The sequence below is a fragment of the Variovorax sp. Soil_C_17 genome, from assembly GCF_057657265.1.
Window position 1 is genome coordinate 317727 of sequence record NZ_JBDGIT010000003.1, and the last position, 23498, is coordinate 341224.

At 69.0% G+C, this 23498-nt stretch carries 23 protein-coding genes; 8 read left to right on the forward strand and 15 right to left on the reverse strand.

Features of this window, described 5'->3' with window-relative positions; all coding sequences use genetic code 11:
- Positions 1 to 42 precede the first annotated feature (42 nt).
- Genes deoA through AC3A6Y_RS16655 form a run of 7 tightly spaced genes read right to left on the reverse strand, consistent with a single transcriptional unit; the run spans position 43 to position 7319 of the window.
- Entirely contained in the window at positions 43 to 1395 is a 1353-nt protein-coding gene (gene deoA / locus AC3A6Y_RS16625) for a thymidine phosphorylase (RefSeq protein ID WP_487869336.1), read from the reverse strand.
- A 1-nt stretch (position 1396) separates the two neighbouring features.
- Complete coding sequence (deoC, locus tag AC3A6Y_RS16630; RefSeq protein ID WP_487869337.1) at positions 1397 to 2176, reverse strand: deoxyribose-phosphate aldolase; 780 nt, start codon at positions 2174 to 2176, stop codon at positions 1397 to 1399.
- On the reverse strand, positions 2173 to 2589 hold the full coding sequence (locus tag AC3A6Y_RS16635; protein ID WP_487869338.1) for a cytidine deaminase: 417 nt from the start codon (positions 2587 to 2589) through the stop codon (positions 2173 to 2175). The genes deoC and AC3A6Y_RS16635 overlap by 4 nt, the downstream gene beginning before the upstream one ends.
- Before the next feature lies 1 nt (position 2590).
- On the reverse strand, positions 2591 to 3559 hold the full coding sequence (locus tag AC3A6Y_RS16640) for an ABC transporter permease (protein ID WP_487869339.1): 969 nt from the start codon (positions 3557 to 3559) through the stop codon (positions 2591 to 2593).
- Positions 3552 to 4691, reverse strand: a complete 1140-nt coding sequence (locus AC3A6Y_RS16645; protein WP_487869340.1) for an ABC transporter permease — start codon at positions 4689 to 4691, stop codon at positions 3552 to 3554. Before AC3A6Y_RS16645 ends, AC3A6Y_RS16640 begins: the two co-directional genes overlap by 8 nt.
- Positions 4692 to 4749: 58 nt before the next feature.
- The gene (locus AC3A6Y_RS16650; RefSeq protein WP_487869341.1) at positions 4750 to 6288 is read right to left on the reverse strand and encodes an ABC transporter ATP-binding protein; all 1539 of its coding nucleotides are present in this window, start codon (positions 6286 to 6288) and stop codon (positions 4750 to 4752) included.
- A gap of 59 nt (positions 6289 to 6347) precedes the next feature.
- Entirely contained in the window at positions 6348 to 7319 is a 972-nt protein-coding gene (locus AC3A6Y_RS16655) for a BMP family lipoprotein (protein ID WP_487869342.1), read from the reverse strand.
- A gap of 227 nt (positions 7320 to 7546) precedes the next feature.
- Here AC3A6Y_RS16655 and AC3A6Y_RS16660 point away from each other — a divergent pair, with 227 nt between their 5' ends.
- On the forward strand, positions 7547 to 8704 hold the full coding sequence (locus AC3A6Y_RS16660; RefSeq protein ID WP_487869343.1) for an alpha-hydroxy acid oxidase: 1158 nt from the start codon (positions 7547 to 7549) through the stop codon (positions 8702 to 8704).
- A gap of 77 nt (positions 8705 to 8781) precedes the next feature.
- Here AC3A6Y_RS16660 and AC3A6Y_RS16665 read toward each other — a convergent pair whose 3' ends face one another.
- On the reverse strand, positions 8782 to 9171 hold the full coding sequence (locus AC3A6Y_RS16665) for a PIN domain-containing protein (protein ID WP_487869344.1): 390 nt from the start codon (positions 9169 to 9171) through the stop codon (positions 8782 to 8784).
- Positions 9171 to 9383: an AbrB/MazE/SpoVT family DNA-binding domain-containing protein gene (locus tag AC3A6Y_RS16670; protein ID WP_487869345.1), complete on the reverse strand. Its 213-nt coding sequence runs from the start codon at positions 9381 to 9383 to the stop codon at positions 9171 to 9173. The genes AC3A6Y_RS16665 and AC3A6Y_RS16670 overlap by 1 nt, the downstream gene beginning before the upstream one ends.
- Positions 9384 to 9654: 271 nt before the next feature.
- Here AC3A6Y_RS16670 and AC3A6Y_RS16675 point away from each other — a divergent pair, with 271 nt between their 5' ends.
- Complete coding sequence (locus tag AC3A6Y_RS16675; RefSeq protein ID WP_487869346.1) at positions 9655 to 9864, forward strand: DUF3606 domain-containing protein; 210 nt, start codon at positions 9655 to 9657, stop codon at positions 9862 to 9864.
- Between the two features lie 59 nt (positions 9865 to 9923).
- Here AC3A6Y_RS16675 and AC3A6Y_RS16680 read toward each other — a convergent pair whose 3' ends face one another.
- From AC3A6Y_RS16680 to AC3A6Y_RS16695, 4 genes are all read right to left on the reverse strand, one after another.
- On the reverse strand, positions 9924 to 11231 hold the full coding sequence (locus AC3A6Y_RS16680) for a hypothetical protein (RefSeq protein ID WP_487869955.1): 1308 nt from the start codon (positions 11229 to 11231) through the stop codon (positions 9924 to 9926).
- An 87-nt stretch (positions 11232 to 11318) separates the two neighbouring features.
- Positions 11319 to 12566, reverse strand: a complete 1248-nt coding sequence (locus tag AC3A6Y_RS16685; RefSeq protein ID WP_487869347.1) for an AI-2E family transporter — start codon at positions 12564 to 12566, stop codon at positions 11319 to 11321.
- Positions 12563 to 13312, reverse strand: coding sequence for a LytR/AlgR family response regulator transcription factor (locus AC3A6Y_RS16690; RefSeq protein WP_487869348.1), 750 nt, complete (start codon positions 13310 to 13312; stop codon positions 12563 to 12565). The genes AC3A6Y_RS16685 and AC3A6Y_RS16690 overlap by 4 nt, the downstream gene beginning before the upstream one ends.
- A gap of 7 nt (positions 13313 to 13319) precedes the next feature.
- The gene (locus AC3A6Y_RS16695) at positions 13320 to 14384 is read right to left on the reverse strand and encodes a sensor histidine kinase (protein WP_487869349.1); all 1065 of its coding nucleotides are present in this window, start codon (positions 14382 to 14384) and stop codon (positions 13320 to 13322) included.
- A gap of 49 nt (positions 14385 to 14433) precedes the next feature.
- Here AC3A6Y_RS16695 and argH point away from each other — a divergent pair, with 49 nt between their 5' ends.
- The 5 genes from argH to AC3A6Y_RS16720 all read left to right on the forward strand — a co-directional run bounded on the left by argH (position 14434) and on the right by AC3A6Y_RS16720 (position 20793).
- Positions 14434 to 15831 carry an argininosuccinate lyase gene (gene argH / locus AC3A6Y_RS16700; RefSeq protein ID WP_487869350.1) on the forward strand — a complete coding sequence of 466 codons (1398 nt, stop codon included), beginning with the start codon at positions 14434 to 14436 and terminating at the stop codon, positions 15829 to 15831.
- Between the two features lie 223 nt (positions 15832 to 16054).
- Complete coding sequence (locus AC3A6Y_RS16705) at positions 16055 to 16939, forward strand: glycosyltransferase family 2 protein (protein ID WP_487869351.1); 885 nt, start codon at positions 16055 to 16057, stop codon at positions 16937 to 16939.
- A gap of 9 nt (positions 16940 to 16948) precedes the next feature.
- Entirely contained in the window at positions 16949 to 17920 is a 972-nt protein-coding gene (locus tag AC3A6Y_RS16710) for a UDP-glucuronic acid decarboxylase family protein (RefSeq protein ID WP_487869352.1), read from the forward strand.
- 7 nt (positions 17921 to 17927) lie between these two features.
- Positions 17928 to 19301, forward strand: a complete 1374-nt coding sequence (locus tag AC3A6Y_RS16715; RefSeq protein WP_487869353.1) for a UDP-glucose dehydrogenase family protein — start codon at positions 17928 to 17930, stop codon at positions 19299 to 19301.
- A gap of 25 nt (positions 19302 to 19326) precedes the next feature.
- Complete coding sequence (locus AC3A6Y_RS16720; RefSeq protein WP_487869354.1) at positions 19327 to 20793, forward strand: rhomboid family intramembrane serine protease; 1467 nt, start codon at positions 19327 to 19329, stop codon at positions 20791 to 20793.
- On the opposite strand, the gene AC3A6Y_RS16725 is transcribed toward AC3A6Y_RS16720, so the two are convergent.
- Both AC3A6Y_RS16725 and AC3A6Y_RS16730 read right to left on the reverse strand, forming a co-directional pair.
- Positions 20781 to 22097, reverse strand: a complete 1317-nt coding sequence (locus tag AC3A6Y_RS16725; protein ID WP_487869355.1) for a hypothetical protein — start codon at positions 22095 to 22097, stop codon at positions 20781 to 20783. The genes AC3A6Y_RS16720 and AC3A6Y_RS16725 overlap by 13 nt on opposite strands.
- An 84-nt stretch (positions 22098 to 22181) precedes the next feature.
- Positions 22182 to 22730, reverse strand: coding sequence for a DUF3455 domain-containing protein (locus AC3A6Y_RS16730; RefSeq protein ID WP_487869356.1), 549 nt, complete (start codon positions 22728 to 22730; stop codon positions 22182 to 22184).
- Between the two features lie 190 nt (positions 22731 to 22920).
- On the opposite strand from AC3A6Y_RS16730, the gene AC3A6Y_RS16735 reads away from it, so the two are divergent.
- Positions 22921 to 23496 carry an RNA polymerase sigma factor gene (locus tag AC3A6Y_RS16735; protein WP_487869357.1) on the forward strand — a complete coding sequence of 192 codons (576 nt, stop codon included), beginning with the start codon at positions 22921 to 22923 and terminating at the stop codon, positions 23494 to 23496.
- Positions 23497 to 23498 lie beyond the last annotated feature (2 nt).

Sequence of the window (23498 nt, forward strand, 5' to 3'; positions counted from 1 at the left end):
GCCGGGCTTCGGCGATCCCATCCGCGCGCGAGCGAGAGTGAATCAGACGGAGCGCGGCAATGGCGCAGACATGATCTCTTCGCAGATCACCGCGCCGGGCGCAGGACGCGCCACGGGGCCTTGCGGGTTCTCGTCGATGCACATGGCGGCCTGCAGCGCGGCGACAGCCGCCTCGGCATCGGCCTGGCTGGCAGCGTGCACGCGCGCGAGCGGCTGGCCTTGCCGGATGCTGCTGCCCAGCGGCAGCACCTGCGCGAGGCCGACGCGCGGATCGATGCGATCGCCGGCGCGGCGGCGCCCGCCGCCCAGGGCGACGATGGCCAGGCCCATGGCGCGCACATCCGTCGCCGCCAGAACGCCGTCCCGCGGTGCCGGCACATCGCATTGCACGGGCGCCGCCGGCAGCTGCCGGGTGGCCAGCCGCAGGTCGCCCGCCCCGCCCAGCCCCGCCACCATGCGTGCAAAGCGCTCGGCAGCCGCGCCGCTGTCGAGCGCACGCAGGGCCTGCGCCCGGGCCTCGGGCATGCCGCCCGAAAGGCCGCCCAGGCACAGCAGGCGCGCCGCCAGTGCCAGAGTCACTTCGAGCAGCCGCGGCTCGCGCTCGACGCCCGCCAGGAAGTCGATCGCCTCCCGCACTTCGAGCGCGTTGCCTGCGCTGTGGCCCAGCACCTGATTCATGTCGGTGATCAGCGCCTGCGCCGGCAGGCCGGCGCCCGCTGCCACTGCCACCAGGCTGCCCGCCAGCGCGCGTGCGTCGCCCAGGCCCTGCATGAAGGCGCCGTTGCCCACCTTGACGTCGAGCACCAGCCCCTGCAGGCCGGCCGCGAGCTTCTTGGAGAGGATGCTGGCGGTGATCAAGGGCAGCGATTCGACCGTGGCCGTCACGTCGCGAATGGCATAGAGCCGCTTGTCGGCAGGCGCCAGCGCGGGGCCGGCCCCGACGATGGCGCAGCCGGCATCGCGCAGCACCGCGAGCAGCGTTTCGCGCGAAGGCTCGACGCCGTAGCCGGCCAGCGATTCGAGCTTGTCCAGCGTGCCGCCGGTATGGCCCAGGCCGCGGCCGGAGATCATCGGCACCACGCCGCCGCAGGCCGCGACGATCGGCGCCAGCATCAGGCTCACCTTGTCGCCCACGCCACCGGTGGAATGCTTGTCGAGCACCGGGCCCGGCATGTCCGGCCAGCGCAGCACTTCGCCGGAATGCGTCATGGCGCGGGTCAGGGCCACGCATTCGCCGGCGTCCATGCCGTTGAGCAGGATCGCCATCGCCAGCGCCGCCACCTGGCCCTCGCTCCAGCTGCCGTCGGTCAGGCCGCGCACGAAGGCCTCGATCTGCGCCGGCGCGAGCGCATGGCGATCGCGCTTGGCGCGGATGACCTCGGCCGGCAGCAGCATCTCAATAGTCCTCTGGCGCGGCAGGCTTGCCGAGACGGCCCTGCCGCAACAGCACCGCTTCGATGTCGGCCAACAGGCCGCTGGCGCCGAAGCGCAGGCGCGCCGGCGTGAGCGCCGATTCGCCCAGCAGCTCGCGCACCAGCGCGATGTAGACCGCCGCATCGGCCACCGTGCGCACGCCGCCCGAGGCCTTGAAGCCCACCGCATCCCGCCGTGCATGGCCGGCGATGGTTTCGAGCATCAGGCGCGCAGCCGCGGGCGTGGCCCCCGTGCCCGTCTTGCCGGTGCTGGTCTTGACGAAGTCCACGCCGGCGTCCAGCCCGAGGTTGCAGGCTTGGCGGATCAGCTCGGTCGATGGCAGCTCGCCGGATTCGATGATGAGCTTGAGCGTCTTGTTCGCGCATGCCGCGCGCACCGCCGCGACCAGTGCCGCAGGGCCCGCCGTGTCGCCGGCTGCGAGCGCGCGCCAGGGCAGCACCAGGTCCACCTCGTCGCCCCCGGCATCGAGGATGGCCTGCGTCTCGCGCAAGGCGCGCCCTGTGTCGAGCGCGCCCTCCGGAAAGTTGGCCACGGCCGCGATCCGGATCGATGCCGGCAGCGCGGCCCTGGCCTGCGCCACGAAACGCGGCCACACGCACAGCGCGGCCGGCAGGCCTGCCGGGCCCTGCGCCCTGGCGCACAAGGCATCGATGGCGGCCGCATCGTCGTTGTCGTCGAGGCTGGTCAGGTCCAGGCAGGCCAGGGCAAGGCGGGCAGCGCGAATCATGTCTTGCGGGCTCATGGTCTTGGAAGATGCGCGGGGCCGAAGCTCGCGGGCAGCAGTTCGCCCAGGGTATGGCGCTCGCGCACCTCGCGCAGGTCGGCACACCAGACCGGCGTGTCGTCATCCGCGAACTCGCGCAGCTTCTGTCGGCAGCCGCCGCACGGGGTGACGGGCGCATCGGCCACGCCGACCACCACCGCCGCCAGCACTCGCGTGCCGCCGGCCAGCACCAAGTGCGCGAGCGCCGATGCCTCTGCGCACTGGCCCTGCGGGTAGGCCGCGTTCTCGATGTTGCAGCCCGCGTGGACGCGGCCGTGTTCGTCCAGCAGCGCAGCACCCACGGCGAACTTCGAATAGGGCGCATAGGCGCGCTCGCGCGCGGCGCGGGCCGCATCGACCAGCTGCGCCATCGAGGTTTGCGAAACGGTCACGTCATCGCTCCTTCACATACGGGATGCCCAGCGCCTTCGGCGCACGCGCCTTGCCCACGAAACCGGCCAGCAGCACCACCGTCAGCACGTAGGGCAAGGCCTGGATCGCCTGCACCGGCACGGCGCCGACCAGCGGCAGCGAGACGCCTTGCAGCCGGATCGACACCGCATCCAGAAAGCCGAACAGCAGGCAGGCCAGGAAGGCGCCGACCGGATGCCACTTGCCGAAGATCATCGCGGCCAGCGCCATGTAGCCGCGGCCGGCCGTCATGTGCGGCATGAATGCGGGATTCTGCGCCAGCACCAGGTAGCTGCCGGCCAGCGAGCAGAGCACGCCGTTGAGCATCAGCGCGCGGTAGCGCAGCGCGGCGATGGAGACGCCCGCCGCATCGACCATGGCCGGGTTCTCGCCGGTGGCGCGCAGGCGCAGGCCGAAGCGCGTGCGGAACAGCAGCCACCACACGGCCGGCACGAGGCCGATGGCCAGGTACACCAGCACGTTGTGGCCGAACAGGCCCAGTCCCAGGACCGTGCCCACCCACGGCAGCGCGCGCAGCGCCTCGCCGGCGCCCGCTCCCCAGGCTGCGAGGCGTACCGCGTCGGGCAGCGGCGGCGTCTGGCCGCCCTGCTGGAACCACGCGATGCCCAGCACCACCGTCAGACCCGCGGCCGTCATGGTGATCGCCATGCCCATCACCACCTGGTCGCCGCGATGGGTCACGCAGCCGAAGCCCTGCAGCAGCGACAGCGCCACGCCGACGAGGAGCGACACCGTCAGGGCCAGCGCCAGCGAGCCGCTCAGCGCGGCGATGCTGCCGGCAGCGAAGGCGCAGGAAAGCATCTTGCCTTCGAGGCCGAGATCGATCACGCCCGAGCGTTCGGCCAGGGTGCCCGCCAGCGCGCACAGGATCAGCGGCGTCGCCACGCGCAGGGTCGAGGCGAGCAGCGTGCCGAGCGCGACTTCATCCATCGCTGCTCCCTTGCGCCGCGGCGGTGCGCGGCCCGCGGCGCATCGCGTGCCACAGCCGCGCCAGCGGCGGCGCGGCCACCTGCGACAGCGCGCCGGAGAACAGCACGATGAGCCCCTGCAGCGTGAACACCATGTCGCGGCTGAAGCCGGGGATCTCGAAGGCCAGCTCCGAGCCGCCCTGGTAGAGCGCGCCGAACAGCAGCGCCGCCAGCACGATGCCCACCGGGTGGTTGCGCCCGATCAGCGAGACCGCGATGCCGGCGAAGCCTGCGCCCACCACGTACTCCAGCAGCAGCCGGCCGTGCACGCCCGCGATCTCGTTGATGCCCACCAGCCCGGCCAGCGCGCCCGACAGCGCCATCGACACCATGATCTGCATCCGCGGCCGCATGCCGCCGTAGTGCGCCGCCTCCGGCGCATGGCCGACCGCACGGATGGCGTAGCCCGCCTGCAAGCGCCACAGCAGCAGGTACACCGCCACGGCGCCGGCCAGCGCCAGCAGCACGCTCAGGTTGAGCGGCGAGGCCGGCCACTCGATGCCGACGGCAGCGAGCGCCTCGTGCATGCCGGGCACGCGCGCCGAAGGCGCGAAGGCGCGGCTTTCCACCGTCATGTTGCCGGGCTCCTTGAGCACGTCGACGAGCAGGTAGGCCAGGAGCGCCGAGGCGATGAAGTTGAACATGATGGTGGTGATCACCACGTGGCTGCCGCGCCAGGCCTGCAGCGCCGCCGGCACCGCGGCCCAGGCCATGCCGAACAGCATGGCAGCGCCGATCATCAGCGGCACCATGGCCCAGCCGGGCAGGTGCTCGCCGAAGGCCAGGGCCGCCAGCGCGGTGCCCAGGCCGCCCATCATGGCCTGGCCTTCGCCGCCGATGTTGAACAGGCCCGCATGGAAGGCGACCGCGACCGCCAGGCCCGTGAAGACGAAGGTGGTCGCGTAATACAGCGTGTAGCTCAGTCCCATGCGGCTGCCGAAGGCGCCCTCCACCAGCAGCGCGAGCGCCTGCCAGGGGTCGTGCCCGACCACGGCGACCACGATGCCGCAGGCCAGCAGCGCCAGCGCGAGGTTGACCAGCGGCAGCACCAGCAGGTCGATCCAGCGCGGCAGCTCGGCGGCGGGCGAGCTCACCAGGCGACCTTCGCGCCGCGCGCTGCGGCGCCGTTCGACTCGGAAGCGGCCCGGCGTCTCATGCTGCGGCGGCCTCGTCCCCGGCGCCGCACATCAGGCGGCCCAGCGTGGTCTCGTCGCACAGCGCCACCGGGCGCTCGCCGACGATGCGGCCGCCCGCCATCACGAGCACGCGGTCGGCGAGCGCCAGGATCTCGTCGAGCTCGGAAGACACGAGCAGCACGGCGCCGCCGCCGGCGGCCATCGCGTGCAGGCGGCCGTGGATGAACTCGATGGCGCCGATGTCGACGCCGCGCGTCGGCTGGCCCACCAGCAGCACGCGCGGCTTGGGCGCCGCCTCGCGCGCCAGCACCAGCTTCTGCTGGTTGCCGCCGGAAAACTTCCCGCTGCCGAGGCGCACGTTGCGCGGGCGCACGTCGTACTCGTCCATCATCTGCGCGGTGTCGGCCTGCATGACCGCGTGCCGCATCCAGCCGCGGCGGTTGTAGCGCGGCCGGCGCTGGTAGCCGAGCACGGCCGATTCCCAGGCTGCGAAGGGCAGCACCAGGCCGCGCCGGTGACGGTCTTCCGGCACATGGGCGACGCCCGCCTCGCGCGCGGCTTCGGGGTCGAGCCAGCGCTGCGGCATGAAGGATTGCGAGCCCAACGACAGCGTGCCGGCCTGCGGCACCAGCATGCCCGACAGCACCTCCAGCAGCTCGCTCTGGCCGTTGCCCGAAACGCCCGCGATGCCGACGATCTCGCCCGCGTGCAGCTGCAGCGAGACATCGGCCAGGCGCGGCGTGCCTTGCGCATCGCGCCAGCTCAGGCCGCGCGCATCGAGCAGCGGCGCTCCGCGCGCCGCCGGCGGGGCACCGCCGACCCGCCCCGTCTGCACGCGGCGCCCGACCATGGCCTGCGCGAGCGCATCGACGCCGGTGTCGGCGATCGCGCAGTCCAGCACCACGGCGCCCGCGCGCATCACCGTCACGGCGTCGCACAGCGCCATGATCTCCTTGAGCTTGTGCGTGATCAGCAGCACCGTGGTGCCGCGCGCCCGCAGGGCGCGCAGCGTGTCGAAGAGCTGCTCGGTCTCCTGCGGCGTGAGCACCGCGGTCGGCTCGTCGAGGATCAGGATGCGCGCGCCGCGAAAGAGCGTCTTGAGGATCTCCAGCCGCTGGCGCTCGCCCACCGGCAACTGCTCGACCGGCAGGTCCAGCCGCACCTGCAGGCCGCTGCCCTGCATCAGCGCCTCCAGCCGCGTGCGCACCTGCGCGCGGGCCTTCGGCAATTGCCAATGCGGCTCGACGCCGAGCAGGATGTTGTCGAGCGCGGAAAAAGGTTCGACCAGCATGAAGTGCTGGTGCACCATGCCGATGCCCAGGGCAATGGCGTCGCTCGAGCCGCGGATCTGCACGGGCTTCCCTTCGATCTCGATCTCGCCGCCGTCGGCCTGGTAGAAGCCGTAGAGGATCGACATCAGCGTGCTCTTGCCGGCGCCGTTCTCGCCCACCACGCCATGCACGGTGCCGGCCGGCACGACGAGCGTGACTTCGCGGTTGGCATGGACCGCGCCGAAGCGCTTGTCGATGCGCGTCATGCGCACCGCGGGACTCACAAGCCCTCCCCCAGGCTTCCCCACTTCGTGTGGTCCGCCAACCCCTTGCGCAAGCAAACTCACAACTTGCAGTTGTTGTCGGCCATGTAGTCGACCACCTTGATCTTGCCGGCAATGATGTCGGCCTTGGCGGCGTCGACCTTGGACTTCATGTCGGCGCTCACGAGCCTGGCGTTGTGCTCGTCGAGCGCGTAGTCGACTCCGCCCTCTTTCAAACCCAGGGAGGTGACGCCCGGCGTCGGCTTCTTCGCGGCGTTGTACACCGCCACGTCGACGCGCTTGACCATCGAGGTCAGCATGGTGCCGGGCTGCATGTGGTTCTGGTTGCTGTCGACGCCGATGGCCAGCTTGCCCGCGTCCTTGGCCGCCTGGTAGACCCCCGAGCCGGTGCCGCCGGCGGCGGCGAAGACCACGTCGACGCCCTTGGCGAACTGCGCCTTGGCCAGCTCGCTGCCCCGCGTCGGATCGCTCCAGGCGGCCGGCGTGGTGCCGGTCATGACCGAGCTCACCTCGACCTTCGGGTTGGCGTACTTCGCGCCCTGCTCGTAGCCGCACTGGAACTTGCGGATCAGCGGGATGTCCATGCCGCCCACGAAGCCGACCTTGCCGCTCTTGCTGGCCAGCGCGGCCATCATGCCGACGAGGAAGCTGCCCTCGTGCTCCTTGAACACGATCGATTCGACATTGGGCAGCTTGACCACTGCATCGATGATCGCGAAATTGAGCTTGGGGAATTCCTTGGCCACTTTCTCCAGGCTGCTGCCCTGCGAGAAGCCGATGCCGATCACCGGATTGGCGCCGCGTCCTGCCATGCGCCGCATGGCTTGCTCGCGCTGCGCCTCGTTGGCGATCTCGAAGTCGAGATAGGGTTTGCCGCTTTCCTTCTTCCACATCTCGGCGCCGCGGTAGGCCGCCTCGTTGAAGGACTTGTCGAACTTGCCGCCCATGTCGTAGACGATGGCGGGCTCGGCGCCTGCGAGGGTGGCGGCGCAGGCCGCGAGAGCGAGGACGAGGGCCTTGTCGAGTTTCATGGTGCGCATCCCCAGCAGTCCGGCCGTCGAGAATTCTTCTGCGTTGCACCTCCGCCGTCCGAGGCCCGCCGCAGGCCCGCAAGGAGCCCCGGGCAGGATAGCAAGAGTTGCGCCGAGTCAAACCGGGGGCGCACCCTAGGCGCCGCCCCTCTGCCGCGCCCGGTTCGTGCCGCTTTGGTGCACCGCGATAATCTGAAGCCCTGCGCAACCCCAGAAGGAGACCCCGAGTGCCCGACCTTTCCCGGATCACCTGCATCGAAGACCTGCGAGTGATCGCCCAGTCGCGCGTGCCGCGCATGTTCTACGACTATGCCGACTCCGGCGCCTGGACCGAGGGCACCTACCGCGCGAACGAGGCCGACTTCCAGAAGATCAAGCTGCGCCAGCGGGTGGCCGTCAACATGGAAGGCCGCTCGACGAGGAGCACCATGATCGGCCAGGAAGTCGCGATGCCGGTGGCGATCGCGCCCACCGGCATGACGGGCATGCAGCATGCGGACGGCGAGATCCTGGGCGCGCGCGCGGCCAAGGCCTTCGGCATTCCCTTCACGTTGTCGACCATGAGCATCTGCTCGCTGGAAGACATCGCGGAGAGCACCGACCGCCATCCCTTCTGGTTTCAGCTCTACGTGATGCGCGACCGCGACTTCGTCGAGCGGCTGATCGATCGCGCCAAGGCCGCCAACGTCTCCGCGCTGCAGCTCACGCTGGACCTGCAGATCCTGGGCCAGCGGCACAAGGACATCAAGAACGGCCTGACGGCGCCGCCCAAGCCGACGCTGAAGAACCTGATCAACCTCGCGACCAAGCCGCGCTGGTGCCTGGGCATGCTGGGCACGAAGCGGCGCAGCTTCGGCAACATCGTGGGCCATGCCAAGGGCGTGGGCGACCTGTCTTCGCTGTCCTCCTGGACGGCCGAGCAGTTCGATCCGGCGCTGAGCTGGGCCGATGTGGAATGGATCAAGAAGCGCTGGGGCGGGCCGCTGATCCTCAAGGGCATCATGGACGTGGAAGATGCGCGCCTGGCGGCTTCCAGCGGCGCCGATGCGCTGATCGTGTCCAACCACGGCGGCCGCCAGCTCGACGGCGCGCCCTCCTCCATCGAGGCGCTCCCGGCGATCGCCGAGGCGGTGGGCACGGAGATCGAAGTGTGGATGGACGGCGGCATCCGCAGCGGCCAGGACGTCCTGAAGGCGCGCGCGCTCGGGGCGCGCGGCACGCTGATCGGGCGCAGCTTCCTCTACGCGCTGGGCGCCTTCGGCGAGTCCGGGGTGACGCGGGCGCTGCAGATCATCCAGAAGGAACTCGACATCACGATGGCCTTTTGCGGGCGCACGAGCATCGACGAGGTCGATTCGAGCATCCTGCTGCCGGGCACCTTCTAGACGCAGACCGAGGCGCGCTGCTGGGGGCGGCTCGGCCGAGTGCGTCGCGCTGGGGCTCAAGGCTCAGCGCGCCGGGTTCAACCCACTTTCGAAAAGAACACGACGCCGGGCAGGCCCTTGAAATGGGCGTCGCAGGTCAGCAACTCCGCCAGTTGATTCTGCGCCGTGGCGTAGACGATTGCATCGGCGGTGGCCAGCTTGTGCTCGCGGTGCAGGTCTGCGGCGAGCAGTGCAATGGTGGTGTCCAGGGGCACGACTGCGCATTTCTGCGTATAGGCGATCACCTGATCTGCCTGCTCCTCGCCGACCTCGCGCACCAGCCATTTCGAAAGTTCGAGCTGCACGATGGTAGGCACGATGCATTGCGGCTTGTCCGGGAACTGCTTCGCCAGCGTCTTGCCGAGTGCGCTGCCCGTAAGCCATTCAATCCAGACCGAAGTATCAACCACGCGCAACGGTGCAGCCATCAGTAGCGGTCCTTGCGGTCGCGGTAGCCGTCCTTTCGTGCGCCTTTGGCGACTCCGACCAGCTGTTCCAGTTCGGGTACGGGCATCATTAGAACGCCCTTGCCCTTGGGAATGAACACGAACTCCTGCCCGGCCTGCCAGTGCTTCTCTTCACGCACTGCCTTGGGAATCGAGATCTGGAACTTGCTGGAAAGAGTGGCAGTGGCGGGCATGCTCGTAGCTCGTCGTCATCGATGGTGATCCAGTAAGAATACGCGACATCACACCAAACTGTCTATTGCGCGCGACATCGAGACGAGAACGACCAATGACGGGGAGGGCGGTCGCGTTAGCTGCGCATCCGCCGAGGGTTGGCTACGTGACGGAGGTTGACGACGAACAAGTAGGACTTCGCGCTGCACCGGTTGCGCCTCGCGCCGACATGGGTTCCCCTGCCGTGTTCTAGCTTGGCAGGCAGTCCCGTCCCCTTTTCAAAGGACTCATATGCCGCAGCAAGAAGCCTCGTCACAAGACGAAAGCATCGACGTCAGTTCCGCCAGTGCGGTGGAAGAGCTTGCCAAGCGATTCGACGCGACACCCCAGCAGATCCGGGAAGCCGTCAAGGCGGTCGGAAGCCGGGTCGCGGACGTGGAGCTTCACTTGAAGGGCACCCGCAGTTCGAGCAACGAACAACGCGTGGACAGCAAGCTTTGAAGGCCTGACACGAATCCGGGCCCCATCGGCGTACCAGCCTCCTCCACGGTTGCACAGGGCTAAGGTGGGCCGTCGCCCAGTGCAGACAACAGGTCGAGCGGGTGCACCATGGCCGAGCGCACCTGCCTCGCAGTCTCGAATTGATACAGCGCCGACCGCAGTCGGGGCTCCTTCGCGAGAGCGTCCCACACATCGAGGAGCGCTGAAGGCGGCGGCGCTTTGCCCTCGGCGAGCTCGCAGGCGAACGCGAGGCTCGCGCGTTCACCGAGCAGAACGGCTTTTGTCGCTGCACTCAGGAACTGCGGGGGCGACTCGGCCGGCGCGGAACAGCAATAGATCACATGCGCAGGCAGCGAATGGCCCTGGGGCTGGAGTCTTCGCAGCGATCCGCCCAGAATGCGCGCCTCGCCGGCTGCAGACGCAAAGGAATAGGTCTTGCCGGGATCGGCATGGGCCAGGCGCCGCAAGCCACGCAGGAGGCGCGAGAAATCGGAGCTCGCAGCGGCCGGAGAAGCCTTGACCTCTGCGAGGAGAACGATGTCGTCGCCTCCGCCCTCGCCGCTTCGCACGATCGCCGCATCCCATTCATCCTTCGCCTTGTTCCGTTCTCCCGGAAATGCCACCGGCGCACGAAGGCTTTGCAGGACACGGTAGCCGGCGCCCTGTCCGCCGCACCGGTTCAACAACTCGACGATGGCACCGAAGGCTTGCACGGTCGCGCGCTCGGCCGCCTCGCCCAGGCGCGCCGATGCGCGTCCCGATGCAGCCGCGGTGTCGCTGCCGGCCAGCGGCCCTCTGCGCTCGGTGAGGCTCAAGTAGCGTTGCACGTCTGCATTTCGCAGCAACGCACTGCCACGCGCAAGGCGCTGCAACGCGGGATTCGATCGGAGGCGATCCAGCAGGACACCGGCCTGCTGCGCCGCCGCGTCGCCCTGCACGAGCGGCTGCTCGAGCGCCGCTGCAAGCTCCGCCCAGGCGCCTTCGCCTGCGAGACGGTGCAAGCCAGACAGTGCGTCCCGCGCCGCGCCGGCTGGCTGGTCGCGCAGCTTGCCAGGGTGGGAGATTGCATTCGCGGCAGCACGAACGGCACGACGGTCGCCTGCGAACTGCGCAGCCAGCCGCACATACTCGCCGACGGCCGGCCTCTGCGCTCGAAGCAGGAGCGCCTGGAACGCCAGATCGCCACCCTCGGATGCGAGCGCCCTGCCGATCAACGCCGCAAGGGAGCGCGTGAACAGATCCTGCGCCCGCGCAGATGGCGCCGATCCGCCTTCCTTCGCGAGGCGCGCGGCTTCGATCGCGAAGGCGAGAGCGGCATCCACGCCGAGCGATGCCGCCGCGTCGGCGTCGGCCGGCAAAGGCGGCATGCGGTACCGGCGCGGGGCAGCGCGCACGGCGGCGAGAAGAAATGTGTCGAGGTGCTGCAAATCGCACTCGGGCCATTCACGCCCGCCCTAGTCGCCCAGCAGTTCCCCGATCGGCTGCAGATCCTCCACCCGGTCGCACACCGCCTTCACGACCATCATGATCGGAATGCCCAGCAGCAGCCCCCAGATGCCCCAAAGCCAGCCCCAGAAGATCACGCCCACGAACACGGCCACCGGGTTCATGCGGCTGGTGCGGCTGGTGAGCCAGGGCACCAGCAGGTTGCCCACGAGGGTGTGGATCAGCAGCGAGGCACCGCCGATCACCAGGGCCATCTGGATGCTGTTGAACTGCAGGAAGGCCACCAGGCCGGCGGCAGCCATCATGATCACCGAGCCGATGTAGGGGATCAGATTGGTCACCCCGGCGAGGATGCCCCACACGGCCGCGTTCTCCAGCCCGACGGCCCAGAAGGCCAGGCCGGTGGCGATGCCGACCACTGCGCTGGTGAGGATCTGCACCAGCAGGTAGCGCTCGATCTGCTTGGTGATGTCGTCCAGCACATGCACCGTGATCCTCTTCTTTTGCAGGCCGGGCCCCGTGATCTTCACCAGCTTGCGCCTGAAGGTGTCGCCCGAACCGAGCGCGAAGTAGGTCAGGAAAGCCACCAGCGTGAGCTGGCCGGCGGCGCCGATCAGGCCCACCGTGCCGCTCCAGAGGTAGTCGCGCACGTTGAAGGGCGGCCGCTCGATGATCACGCGCGCGACGCCGCGGCGCGAGGCCACCTTGGCGGAGTTCTCGTCGGCCGCCTGCTCGAGCTGCTGGGCCGCCTTCTGCACCGTGTCGAGCGCGCCCGGGTTGCTGGTGCGGCCGTCGGCGCGGAGCGCCAGCCTCAGCTTCTGGGCCGCGACCGGCAGCGAATCGAGCAGCTCCGTGGCGCTGCCCGACAGCGAGTAGCCGGTCCAGCCGACGCCGCCGCCGAGGCCGAGCAGGATCACGGCCGCACCGATCCAGCGGGAGATCTTCCAGCGCTCCAGCAGGCCCACCAGCGGCTCGAGCGCGTAGGTCAGCAGCAGGCTCAGCATCAGCGGAACGAACACGGCCTTGGCCCAATGGAGCGTGAACACGACCGCGAGCACGCTGAGCACGACCAGCGCGGCGCTGCGCACGTCGACGGGCATCTGCAGCAGCACGCGCTCCGGCTCGGGGACGGGGGCGGACGCGGGCGGCTCCGGCTCGACCGTCGGCGCCTGCTCCGGCTTCGGCTCGGGTTCGGGCTCGGGCTCGGGCGGAGGCTGGGGCTGCTCGGCCTTTTTCTGCGCAGTTTCGTCGTTCATCTCGGGTCCTTGAGCACCTCGCGCACCGCGGCCAGCTGTCGCCGCGACACCACCACCGGCTCGGGAATGCCGTCGAGCCGCAGCGCCCAGCCCTCGGCATCCTCGCCGTCGTCGTATTTCTCGAGCGCGCGGATCGCCTGGCGCGCCACCAGTGCATTGCGGTGCACGCGCACGAAGCGCGCCGGATAGCGCTCCTCGAACTCGGCCAGCGACCCATCGTAGATATGGCTGCGCGCCGCGGTGCGCACCGTGAGGTACTTGAACTCCGACTTGAGATAGACGACCTCGGACAGCAGCACCCGCTCGGTGCGGCCGCGGTCCTGGATCAGCAGCACCTCGTGCGGCACCTCGGTCAGCGGGCCGCGCCGCTCCCGCAACGAGCGCTCCGCCTTCTGCAGCGCCTGCTGCAGCCGCTCGGCCCGCACGGGCTTGGTCAGGTAGTCGACCGCCTCGAGCTCGAAGGCCGTCACGGCATGGGCCGCGTGGGCGGTGACGAACACCACCGCCGGCGCGCCGGCGCGCTGGCGCAGGCTGCGCGCCAGCTCGATGCCGTCGATGCCGGGCATGTGGATGTCGAGCAGCACCAGGTCGAGGTCGGCGGTGAGCAGCTGCGCCAGGGCGTCGGCGCCGTTGGAGGCCTCGGCCACCACCTCGGCTCCCGGCGCACGGCATTCGGCCAGCAGCGTGCGCAGCCGCGACCGGGCCAGCGTTTCGTCGTCGACGATCAGGGTGCGCAGAAGATTCATGGACTCCTCAAGTTCCGACAGGAATGGCGATGCGCACGCGGTAGGCCTTCTGGTCCATGCCGGCGCTGAACTGCGCCTGCACGTCGTGCAGCAGCCGCAGCCGGTCGCGCACGTTGGCCAGGGCGATGCCGTGGCCGCGCGGCAGGGGCTCGTCGGCCCAGCGCAAAGGCGGCAGGCTGTTGACCACCTCGATCACCGCCATGCTGCCGCGGCGCTCGGTGCGGATGCGGATCTTCGCGCCCTCGGGGCTGGGCTCGACGCCGTGCTTGACGGCGTTCTCGACCAGCGGCTGCAGCAGCAAGGGCGGCAGGCGCGCACCGTTGGCCGCGGGGTCGATGTCCCAGCGGATGCGCAGCCGGTCGCCGAAGCGCACCTGCTCGATCGCCAGGTAGCGCTCGGCCAGCGCGATCTCGTCGGCCAGGGTGACCGGTTCGCCCGCATCGGCCAGGGCGTGGCGGAACAGCTCGCTCAGGTCTTCCAGCATGGTCTCGGCCTTGGCCGGCTCCTCGCGCACCAGCGCGATGGCGCTGTTCAGCGTGTTGAAGAGAAAGTGCGGGCGGATGCGCGACTGCAGCTCTTCCAGCCGCGCCGTGGTGGCCGCCGGCGTCTGCCCGCGCGCGCGCAGCACCAGCGCGGCCATCACCAGCGACGCGAACATCGCGCCGGACAGGGCGCTCGCGATCCAGGGTGCGCTGGCAAGCACGCCCGTCAGCCGCAGCAGCCCGCAGCCGTAGAGCGCGGACAGCGCCCCCAGGACGATGCCGGCGCCGTACTGCCCGGCGCGCGGCAGGCGGCCCAGCAGCTTCTTGAGCCAGCAGGCCGCGAGCAGCCACAGCAGCGTGGCCGGCAGGGCGCCGCCGGTCACGGTGGCCAGCAGCATCAGCCACTCGGCCGGTGTGGGCGCCTGGAACAGCGTGACGACCGCCACCACCGACTCGACGAACATCACGGTGCGCAGCACCACGCCGATTTGGCAGGCATCGAAGATCGCGGCACCGGCACGCGCCGGCGCGCGGGCCCGTGCCGGGGACGGCGCCTGGGGGGTGGTCGATAAAATCGATGGGCTGCGCATCAAGCAAATCGGGTGCAAACCCATTATTGCCTCCCAACCGGTTCACCCCATGACCCACAACCAACTCGACAAGAAATCCGAAGCCTGGTCCGCCCTGTTCTCCGAACCGATGAGCGACCTGGTGAAGCGCTACACCGCGAGCGTCTTCTTCGACAAGCGGCTGTGGCAGGCCGACATCCAGGGCTCGCTCGCGCATGCGGGCATGCTGGCGGCGCAGGGCGTCATCAGCGCGGAGGACCATGCGGCCATCGAGCGCGGCATGGCGCAGATCCGCGGCGAGATCGAGTCCGGCGCCTTCGACTGGAAGCTCGACCTCGAGGACGTGCACCTGAACATCGAGGCCCGCCTCACCCAGCTGGTCGGCGACGCCGGCAAGCGCCTGCACACCGGCCGCAGCCGCAACGACCAGGTGGCCACCGATGTGCGGCTCTGGCTGCGCGGCGAGATCGACCTGATCGGCGGGCTGCTGGTCGACCTGCAGAGGTCGCTGGTGGCCATCGCGGAGAAGAACGCCGAGGTGATCCTGCCGGGCTTCACGCACCTGCAGGTGGCGCAGCCGGTGAGCTTCGGCCACCACATGCTGGCCTACGTCGAGATGTTTTCGCGCGATGCCGAGCGCATGGCCGACGTGCGCGGCCGCGTCAACCGCCTGCCGCTGGGCGCCGCGGCGCTGGCCGGCACCAGCTACCCGCTGGACCGCGAGCTGGTGGCCCGCACGCTGGGCATGGACGGAGTGTGCGAGAACAGCCTGGATGCGGTGAGCGACCGCGACTTCGCGATCGAATTCAGCGCCGCCGCCTCGCTCGCCATGGTGCACATCAGCCGGCTCAGCGAGGAACTGGTGCTCTGGACCAGCCAGGCCTTCGGCTTCATCGACATCGCCGACCGCTTCTGCACGGGCAGCTCGATCATGCCGCAGAAGAAGAACCCGGACGTGCCCGAGCTCGCGCGAGGCAAGACCGGCCGCGTCGTGGGCCACCTGATGGGCCTGATCACGCTCATGAAGGCCCAGCCGCTGGCCTACAACAAGGACAACCAGGAGGACAAGGAGCCGCTGTTCGACACCGTCGACACGCTCAAGGACACGCTGCGCATCTTTGCCGAGATGGTGGGTGGCATCACGGTCAAGCCCGAGGCCATGGAGAACGCCGCGCTGCGCGGCTACGCGACCGCCACCGACCTGGCCGACTATCTCGTGAAGAAGGGCCTGCCCTTCCGCGACGCGCACGAGACCGTGGCGCATGCGGTCAAGGCCGCGATCTCGCACAAGGTCGATCTGTCGGAGCTGCCGCTGTCGGTGCTGCAGACCTTCCATCCGAAGATCGAGAAAGACGTCTACGACGTGCTGAGCCTGCGGGGTTCGCTGCATGCGCGCAACATTCTGGGCGGCACGGCGCCGGCCCAGGTGCGCAAGCAGATCGCCCGCCATCGCGCCAGACTCGGTTGAGAAATGTTTGGGGTTTACCCCGAATAGCTGCCGAAACGGTTGCCGGCTCTTGCGCGGCCGCTATCGATTGGATAGCTTTGCAGAGCGATTACGACCTATGGCAGGGCTCTACGCCGTAAGCTTTGTGGCCAGTTGTAAAACTGTAGTGCTAAAGTTTGGCATTGCATTGCAGCAAACTGCCCGGCAACCTGTGTTGCCGAAGCACGCCAGCCCGACCGAATCCATGGAACAAGCCCCCTGCGTCGTCGTCATCCTGACCTTCAATTCCGCCTCGATCATCCGGGAGACCGTGTCGCAGGCGAAGAAGGTCAGCCCCAAGATCTTTGCGGTCGACTCGCATTCGTCGGACGGCACCGTCGCCATCCTCGAGGAACTGGGCTGCACCGTGGTGCAGCGGCCCTTCTCCAACTACAGCGACCAGCGCAACTGGGCGATCTCGCAGGTCGAGGGCCTCTACGGCTGGCAGTTGCACCTGGATGCCGACGAAGTGCTGGACGAACAGGCAGTCGGCGAAATCCGCGACCTGCTCGCCGGCACGCCCCGCTTCGACGCCTACATGCTGCGCCGGCGGGACTACTTCATGGGCAAGATGCTGCGTTTCTCGGGCGTCAACCCTTGGCACCTGCGGCTCTTCCGCTCGGGCGCGGGGCGCTGCGAGGCGCGGCTCTACGACCAGCACTTCATCAGCAGCGCCACGCCGGGGCGCCTGCAGGGCTTCATGCACGACAAGAATTCGGCGCGGCTCACCGACTGGATCAACAGCCACAACCGCTGGAGCGACGCCGAGGCCAAGGAGAAGCTGGGCCCCCGCATGGCCGCCGACAACGTGCTCCAGCCGCGGCTGATGGGAGACGCGCGCGAGCGCACCCGCTTCATCAAGGAGCTCTACTACAAGCTGCCGACCGGCCTGCGCTCGCTCAGCTACTTCGTCTACCGCTACGTCTTCCGGCTCGGCTTCCTGGACGGCACCACCGGCTTCTACTTCGCGTTCTTCCAGGCACTGTGGTTTCGCATGCTGGTCGACGCGAAGATGTACGAGCAACGCACGGCGCAGCGCCCGCCGGCCGAACTGAAGGCCACCACCCACCCGATTCCCCCTATGGAGTGAACTCGCAACATGCGGCAATACAACGCTTCCAAGAAGGTCCTGGTCACCGGCGGCGCCGGCTTCCTCGGCAGCCATCTGTGCGACCGGCTCATCGAGCAGGGCCACGATGTCCTGTGCGTGGACAACTTCTTCACCGGCACCAAGCGCAACATCGAGCACCTGCTCGGCCACCCGCGCTTCGAGCTGATGCGGCACGACGTGACCTTCCCGCTCTACGTGGAGGTGGACGAGATCTTCAATCTCGCCTGCCCGGCCTCGCCCATCCACTACCAGCACGACCCGGTGCAGACCACCAAGACCAGCGTGCACGGCGCCATCAACATGCTGGGCCTGGCCAAGCGGGTGCGCGCCAAGATCCTGCAGGCCTCCACCAGCGAGGTCTACGGCGACCCCGAGATCCATCCGCAGGTCGAGGCCTACTGGGGCCGCGTCAACCCGATCGGCATCCGCAGCTGCTATGACGAGGGCAAGCGCTGCGCCGAGACGCTGTTCTTCGACTACCACCGCCAGCACAAGCTGCGCATCAAGGTCGTGCGCATCTTCAACACCTACGGTCCGCGCATGCACATGAACGACGGGCGCGTGGTGTCCAACTTCATCGTGCAGGCGCTCAAGGGCGAGGACATCACCATCTACGGCGACGGCCAGCAGACGCGCAGCTTCTGCTACGTGGACGACCTGGTGGAGGCCATGCTGCGCATGATGGGCACCGGCGACGAGGTGCCCGGCCCGATCAACATCGGCAACCCGGGCGAGTTCTCGATGCTGGAGCTCGCCAACAAGGTGATCGAGCTGACCGGCTCCAGGAGCCAGCTGATGCGCATGCCGCTGCCGGCGGACGATCCCAAGCAGCGCCGCCCCGACATCACCCTGGCCCAGCAGGAACTCGACGGCTGGGCGCCGAAGACCCAGCTCGAGGAAGGGCTGAAAAAGACCATCGCCTACTTCGACAAGGCGCTCTCCGAATCCACCGCAGACTGAAGAACGCATGAACGTCACCATCATCGGAACCGGCTATGTCGGACTCGTCACCGGCGCCTGTCTCGCCGACATCGGCAACAACATGCTGTGCGTGGACGTCGATGCGCGCAAGATCGACACCCTCAACGCGGGCGGCATCCCGATCTACGAGCCGGGCCTTGGCGACCTGGTCGAGTCGAACATGGCGGCGAAGCGCCTCGCCTTCTCGACCGACATCGAGGCCTCGGTGGCGCACGGCGACGTGCAGTTCATCGCCGTGGGCACCCCACCGGACGAGGACGGCAGCGCCGACCTGCAATACGTGCTGGCGGCGGCGCGCAACATCGGCAAGTACATGAACGGCTTCAAGGTCGTGGTCGACAAGTCGACGGTGCCGGTGGGCACGGCCGACAAGGTCGCGGCCGTCATCCGTGAAGAGCTCGACAAGCGCGGCCGGTCCGACCTGCGCTTCTCGGTGGTGAGCAACCCCGAGTTCCTCAAGGAAGGCGCGGCCATCGAAGACTTCATGCGCCCCGACCGCATCGTCATCGGCTACAGCGACGACGAGGACGGGCGCGAGGCGCTGGCCGCGATGCGCAAGCTCTACGCGCCCTTCAACCGCAACCACGAGCGCACCCGCGTGATGGACGTGCGCTCGGCCGAGTTCACCAAGTACGCGGCCAACGCGATGCTCGCCACCCGCATCAGCTTCATGAACGAGCTGGCCAACCTCGCCGATCGCGTGGGCGCCGACATCGAGGCGGTGCGCCAGGGCATCGGCTCCGACCCGCGCATCGGCTACAGCTTTCTCTACGCGGGCACGGGCTACGGCGGCAGCTGTTTCCCGAAGGACATCCAGGCCCTCACGCGCATCGCGCGCGACAACGGGCAGGCGCTTCGGGTGCTGGAGTCGGTCGAGGCAGTCAACGACGAGCAGAAGCGCGTGCTGACGCAGAAGGTGCTCGACCGCTTCGGCCCCGACCTCAGCGACCGCAGCTTTGCGCTGTGGGGCCTGGCCTTCAAGCCGAACACCGACGACATGCGCGAAGCCCCGAGCCGCGTGGTGCTCGATGCGCTGCTGCGCGCCGGCGCGCGCGTGGTGGCGCACGACCCCATCGCGGTCGACGAGACCCGGCGCGTGCTGCAACTGGACTTCGCCGATGCGCCGGCGCTGCTGGAGCGCATCAGCTTCTCCTCGGCCAAGGACCCGATGGAGGTGCTGGCCGATGCGGATGCGCTGATCATCGTCACGGAGTGGAAGGCGTACCGCAGCCCCAACCTCGCGCGGCTCAAGGCGCTGATGAAGTCGCCGGTGATCTTCGACGGCCGCAACCTCTACGAGCCGGGCGTGATGAAGGAAGCCGGCGTCATCTACCAGGGCATCGGGCGCAACAGCCTCTGAGCGCGCTGCCTCGGCGTCCGGCAGCGTGTTCTACGCGATCCCCCTCGAAAACCGGCCGAGCTGGCGCAGCCCGCCCTGGGTGACGGTGCTGCTCATCCTGGTGAACATGCTGGTCTTCTGGGGACCGCAGCGCGCGGAAGAAGCGGCGCAGGCGCGGGCCGCGCAGTACTACCTGCAGAGCGGCCTGCCGAAACTGGAGCTGCCGCCCTTCGTGGCCTGGCTGCAGGAGACCGGCTCGCCGCGCGCAAACGCGGCCCGGCGGCTGCTCGAGCGCCAGCGCTACGGCGAGCTGCTCGAAGGCCTCCAGCAGGAGCAGGCCTTCCTGCGCAAGCTGCACGCGGACCAGATCATCGAGCCCGTCCACGCCCGCTACGCGGACTGGAAACGCGAGCGGCAGCGCTACGAGGCCCAACTGCCGGCGCCCTTCACCACCCGCTGGGCGCAGGACCACAACCCGGACGCCGAATCCAGGCCCTGGACCTGGCTCACGTCGGCCTTCCTGCACGGCAGCACCAGCCATCTGCTGGGCAACATGCTCTTCCTCTTCCTGTTCGGCTTCTCGGTCGAGCTGGCGCTGGGCCGCGGCCTGTACCTGGGCTTCTACCTGCTGGGCGCGGCCGGTGCCTCGGCCCTGGCGGCCTGGGCCTATTCGGGCCAGGGCGGCTACGGGCTGGGCGCCTCGGGCGCGGTGTCGGCGCTCATGGGCATGTACGCGGTGATGTATCGGCTGCGGCGCATCCGCTTCTTCTACCAGCTCTTCTTCTATTTCAACTACGTCACTGCGCCGGCGCTGATCCTGCTGCCGGCCTGGATCGCCAACGAGCTGCTGCAGCATTTCGTCGGCGGCAAGGGCATCGCCTACATGGCACACCTGGGCGGGCTGCTGACCGGCGCGCTGCTGATGGCGATCGCGATGCGGTGGCGCCGGGTGCGCCTGCCCGACGCGCCCGTCGAGCTGGCGCCGGACCCCTTCGAGCAGCATGCGGCCGCAGCGCGCCGCCTGGCCGGCGAGATGAAGTTCGAAGAGGCCTGCGCCCAGTGGCGCGCCGCCGCGAAGCTGCGCCCCGGGGACGCGGTCACGCTGCGCGCCTGGTTCAACACCGCCAAGCTCTGGCCCGCCGGGGAGGACTTCCATCGTGCGGCGCACCGCATCTTCCAGCTCCGGCCGCAGGACCCCGCCACGCTGGAACTGCAGCATGCGAGCTACAAAACCTACCTCGACCACGCCAAGCCGGGTGCGCGCCTGCGGCCCGAGGACATGGCGCGGCTGGCGCGCCGCTTCACGCGCGCGCAGCAGTTCGCCGATGCGGAGCGCCTGTGCCAGGCGCTGATGAAGACGGCGCCGGAACATCCGGAGCTGGCCGAGACCGTGTCGCTGTGTGCCAACGGCCTGCTGCAGGCCGGGCGGCGCGATCAGGCGCTGGGCTGGCTGCCGCACCTGCTGAGGCTGGCGCCGGAGGCGATGGTGACGCGGATGCTTCAGAAGGCCTGAGCGGCCTTGTCTTGCGGCACCTCCCGCAGCAGCCAGCGCACCTCCTGCGTCTGCTCGCTGTCCGGATAGCGCTTCTCCAGCGTCCTCAGGATCGGCCGCGCCATGTCGCCGCGGTTCAGCCCCTGCACCAAGACCCGCGCCGCCAGCTCGTAGGCCTGCGGAATGGCCGCATGGCCGCGGAAGCGCTTGTCGAAGCCGGACAGCAGTGCGAGCGCGGCCTTCGCCTCGCCGTTGCGCCATTCGGCGCGTGCCAATGCGATGGTCGTCGCCGGATCGTCGAGCACGAAGGCGGCGTCCTTCGCGCTGCAGGCCTTGTAGACCTTCAGCGCTTCCGACGGGAGATCGCGCGCGGCGAGCATGCCGATCAGCCGCCGCCCGTGGTCCAGCAGGGCGGCCGTCTTGTCGGGCGCCAGGAGCAGCACGCGGTGGTAGCGCCGCTGCGCGGCCAGGTCGTCGGGTTTGGTGCGCTGCTCCTCGTAGGCCAGCGCCAGTGCGCCGGCCACGTCGCCGTCGGTCACCATCTGCGCCACCAGCGCGTCGGTCTGCTGCTGCGCGATCTGGGCCGGGGTGCGGGTGTCGATCGCACGCTCGTCGGCACCGGCACCCGGCAGCAGGTCGATGCCGAGCGCCGCATGGTTCTGGTACATCACGTAGCCCAGCAGGCTGGCCATGACCCAGCCGAAATAGATCATCACGAAATTGAAGAGCGGCAGCGCGATCCAGCCCTTGAAGACAGGCAGCAGCATGACCACCGCCAGCTGCGCGCCGGAATTCAGCAGAAACAGGAAAAAGCACAGCAGCGCGTAGGGCCAGCCGATGGCCCGCAGGGTCTCCCACACCAGGCCGGGGTTCAGCGCCTGCCAGAAGCTGCCCGACTGCACCAGCACCATGGTCGTGGCCGGCAGCGTGAACGAGAGCACGAGGATCGCGATGTAGCCGAGCGCCGGATTCAAGGCACCGATGAAACCGCCGACCATGCCCTGCAGCACGAGCAGCGCGAACAGCTTCCAGGGCAGGTTCTTCCACTCCTCGTCCAGCGTGCGCGGAAAATCGGCGGCCCGCACGATGCCGCGCGCGCCGAGCGCCATCACCTTGAAGCCGTAGCGGCTGGCCGCGAGCACGATGCCCAGTTCGACCAGCAGCAGCATCAGCGCTTGCGGCACAAAGAAGAACAGGTGAATGAGCAGGCTGGAGCCCGCGAGCAGCAGCGCATAGCCGAGCGGCTGCAACTGGAAAGGGAAGGCGAAGAAGGTGTTCAGGCGGTGCCAGAACGGGCGTGGCGAGGGACTTCCGGGCTCTTGCATGGACGCTCCAAGGAGGAGCGCCCAGTATATGTTTCAAGTTGTTGCACAACGGCCACGCAGGCCGCCGCCGTCGTGCAGGACCGCTCACATCGCGCGATAAAAAATGTAGTCCGCCTGGTACTTCACCACCTGTTTCCGGCCCGTCGAGTCTGCGCCGCAGGCGGCGGCCGGCGCCGTTCCGCCCTGGGTGGCCACGCGCTGGATGTAGCTCACGCCCTGCATCGCGCCGCTGCCCATGGCCGGGTTGGCCTTGACCAACTGGTAGGGGATGTTGCCGCTGCCATTGGGCGCGATCGCGAGCTGTGTCCCCGTGAGCCTGGAGCCGTCCATGCTTTCCCAGGTGGCCGGCGGGCCGTAGTACTTGCCGACCTGCTTGCCGCGGCGGTCCATGAGGCGGGCGTCGGGGCCGACGAAGACCCATTCGTGCTGTCCCGGCGCGTTGGCCTTGGCGCGGCATTCGTAGGTGATGTCGCCGGCGCCGACCGTCTCCATCGCCACCCGGTGGCCGGCGGGCACCTTGACGGCGTCGGGGAGGCTGGCCTGGGAGTACGCGATCGGCTCGTTCATGCCCATGCCGGAGCAGGCGGCGAGGCTGGCGGCGGCCGCGAGGAGGCCGAGGTTGCGCAAGGTCATGGTCTGTTCCTTTCGTTGTCGATTCGGATGCTGAGGGTTCATGGCGGACGCTGTTGTTGGCGGACTGGCGGCCTCCATCCCCCGGTACGCGGCAGGGGCGCGATCGGATTCATCGATCGGCATCGTCTGAATCCGCCGGCCACCTCGCGCCGTACCGCCTGGGTGACGACCCATGCTCCACAATCCGCGCATGCCCGAAGCCAGCCCCGACGCCGAACTGATGGCACTGATCGACCGCGTCGGCCTCCGGGACGAGACCGCCCTGCGCCTGCTTTACGAGCGCACCTCGCCCAAGCTGTTCGGCCTGGCGATGCGGGTGGTGCGCCGGCGCGAATGGGCCGAGGACGTGCTGCAGGAATCCTTCCTCACCATCTGGCGCGTGGCCGGCGACTACCGCAGCACGCTGAGCCCGCCGATGGCCTGGATGGGGCTGATCGTGCGCAGCCGCTCGCTCGACCTTCTTCGGCGCCGCACCGCCGACCGTGCCCAGCTCACCCAGGAATTCGACGATGTGATGGCCGAGACCTTCGAGTCCGATGCCGCGAACCCGATGGACAGTGCCGATGCCAGCGAGCAGGCCTGGGCCCTGCACCAGTGCCTGAGCCGGCTCGAGGGCAAGCAGCGCGAAGTGCTGAGCCTGGCCTACCTGCGCGAGCTCAGCCACGGCGAGCTGGCGGAGCAGCTCAAGCTGCCGCTGGGCACGGTCAAGACCTGGATCCGGCGTGGGCTGGAGAAGCTGCGCATCTGCATGCAGCAATGGGCATGAGA

Excerpts from the sequence above, each read along its gene's own strand:
- deoA (WP_487869336.1), bottom strand. The coding sequence starts at position 1,395 with ATGCTGCTGCCGGCCGAGGTCATCCGCGCCAAGCGCGATCGCCATGCG.
- deoC (WP_487869337.1), bottom strand. The coding sequence starts at position 2,176 with ATGAGCCCGCAAGACATGATTCGCGCTGCCCGCCTTGCCCTGGCCTGC.
- AC3A6Y_RS16640 (WP_487869339.1), bottom strand. The coding sequence starts at position 3,559 with ATGGATGAAGTCGCGCTCGGCACGCTGCTCGCCTCGACCCTGCGCGTG.
- AC3A6Y_RS16655 (WP_487869342.1), bottom strand. The coding sequence starts at position 7,319 with ATGAAACTCGACAAGGCCCTCGTCCTCGCTCTCGCGGCCTGCGCCGCC.
- AC3A6Y_RS16665 (WP_487869344.1), bottom strand. The coding sequence starts at position 9,171 with ATGGCTGCACCGTTGCGCGTGGTTGATACTTCGGTCTGGATTGAATGG.
- AC3A6Y_RS16670 (WP_487869345.1), bottom strand. The coding sequence starts at position 9,383 with ATGCCCGCCACTGCCACTCTTTCCAGCAAGTTCCAGATCTCGATTCCC.
- AC3A6Y_RS16675 (WP_487869346.1), top strand. The coding sequence starts at position 9,655 with ATGCCGCAGCAAGAAGCCTCGTCACAAGACGAAAGCATCGACGTCAGT.
- AC3A6Y_RS16680 (WP_487869955.1), bottom strand. The coding sequence starts at position 11,231 with ATGCCGCCTTTGCCGGCCGACGCCGACGCGGCGGCATCGCTCGGCGTG.
- AC3A6Y_RS16685 (WP_487869347.1), bottom strand. The coding sequence starts at position 12,566 with ATGAACGACGAAACTGCGCAGAAAAAGGCCGAGCAGCCCCAGCCTCCG.
- AC3A6Y_RS16690 (WP_487869348.1), bottom strand. The coding sequence starts at position 13,312 with ATGAATCTTCTGCGCACCCTGATCGTCGACGACGAAACGCTGGCCCGG.
- AC3A6Y_RS16695 (WP_487869349.1), bottom strand. The coding sequence starts at position 14,384 with ATGCGCAGCCCATCGATTTTATCGACCACCCCCCAGGCGCCGTCCCCG.
- argH (WP_487869350.1), top strand. The coding sequence starts at position 14,434 with ATGACCCACAACCAACTCGACAAGAAATCCGAAGCCTGGTCCGCCCTG.
- AC3A6Y_RS16705 (WP_487869351.1), top strand. The coding sequence starts at position 16,055 with ATGGAACAAGCCCCCTGCGTCGTCGTCATCCTGACCTTCAATTCCGCC.
- AC3A6Y_RS16710 (WP_487869352.1), top strand. The coding sequence starts at position 16,949 with ATGCGGCAATACAACGCTTCCAAGAAGGTCCTGGTCACCGGCGGCGCC.
- AC3A6Y_RS16715 (WP_487869353.1), top strand. The coding sequence starts at position 17,928 with ATGAACGTCACCATCATCGGAACCGGCTATGTCGGACTCGTCACCGGC.
- AC3A6Y_RS16725 (WP_487869355.1), bottom strand. The coding sequence starts at position 22,097 with ATGCAAGAGCCCGGAAGTCCCTCGCCACGCCCGTTCTGGCACCGCCTG.
- AC3A6Y_RS16730 (WP_487869356.1), bottom strand. The coding sequence starts at position 22,730 with ATGACCTTGCGCAACCTCGGCCTCCTCGCGGCCGCCGCCAGCCTCGCC.
- AC3A6Y_RS16735 (WP_487869357.1), top strand. The coding sequence starts at position 22,921 with ATGCCCGAAGCCAGCCCCGACGCCGAACTGATGGCACTGATCGACCGC.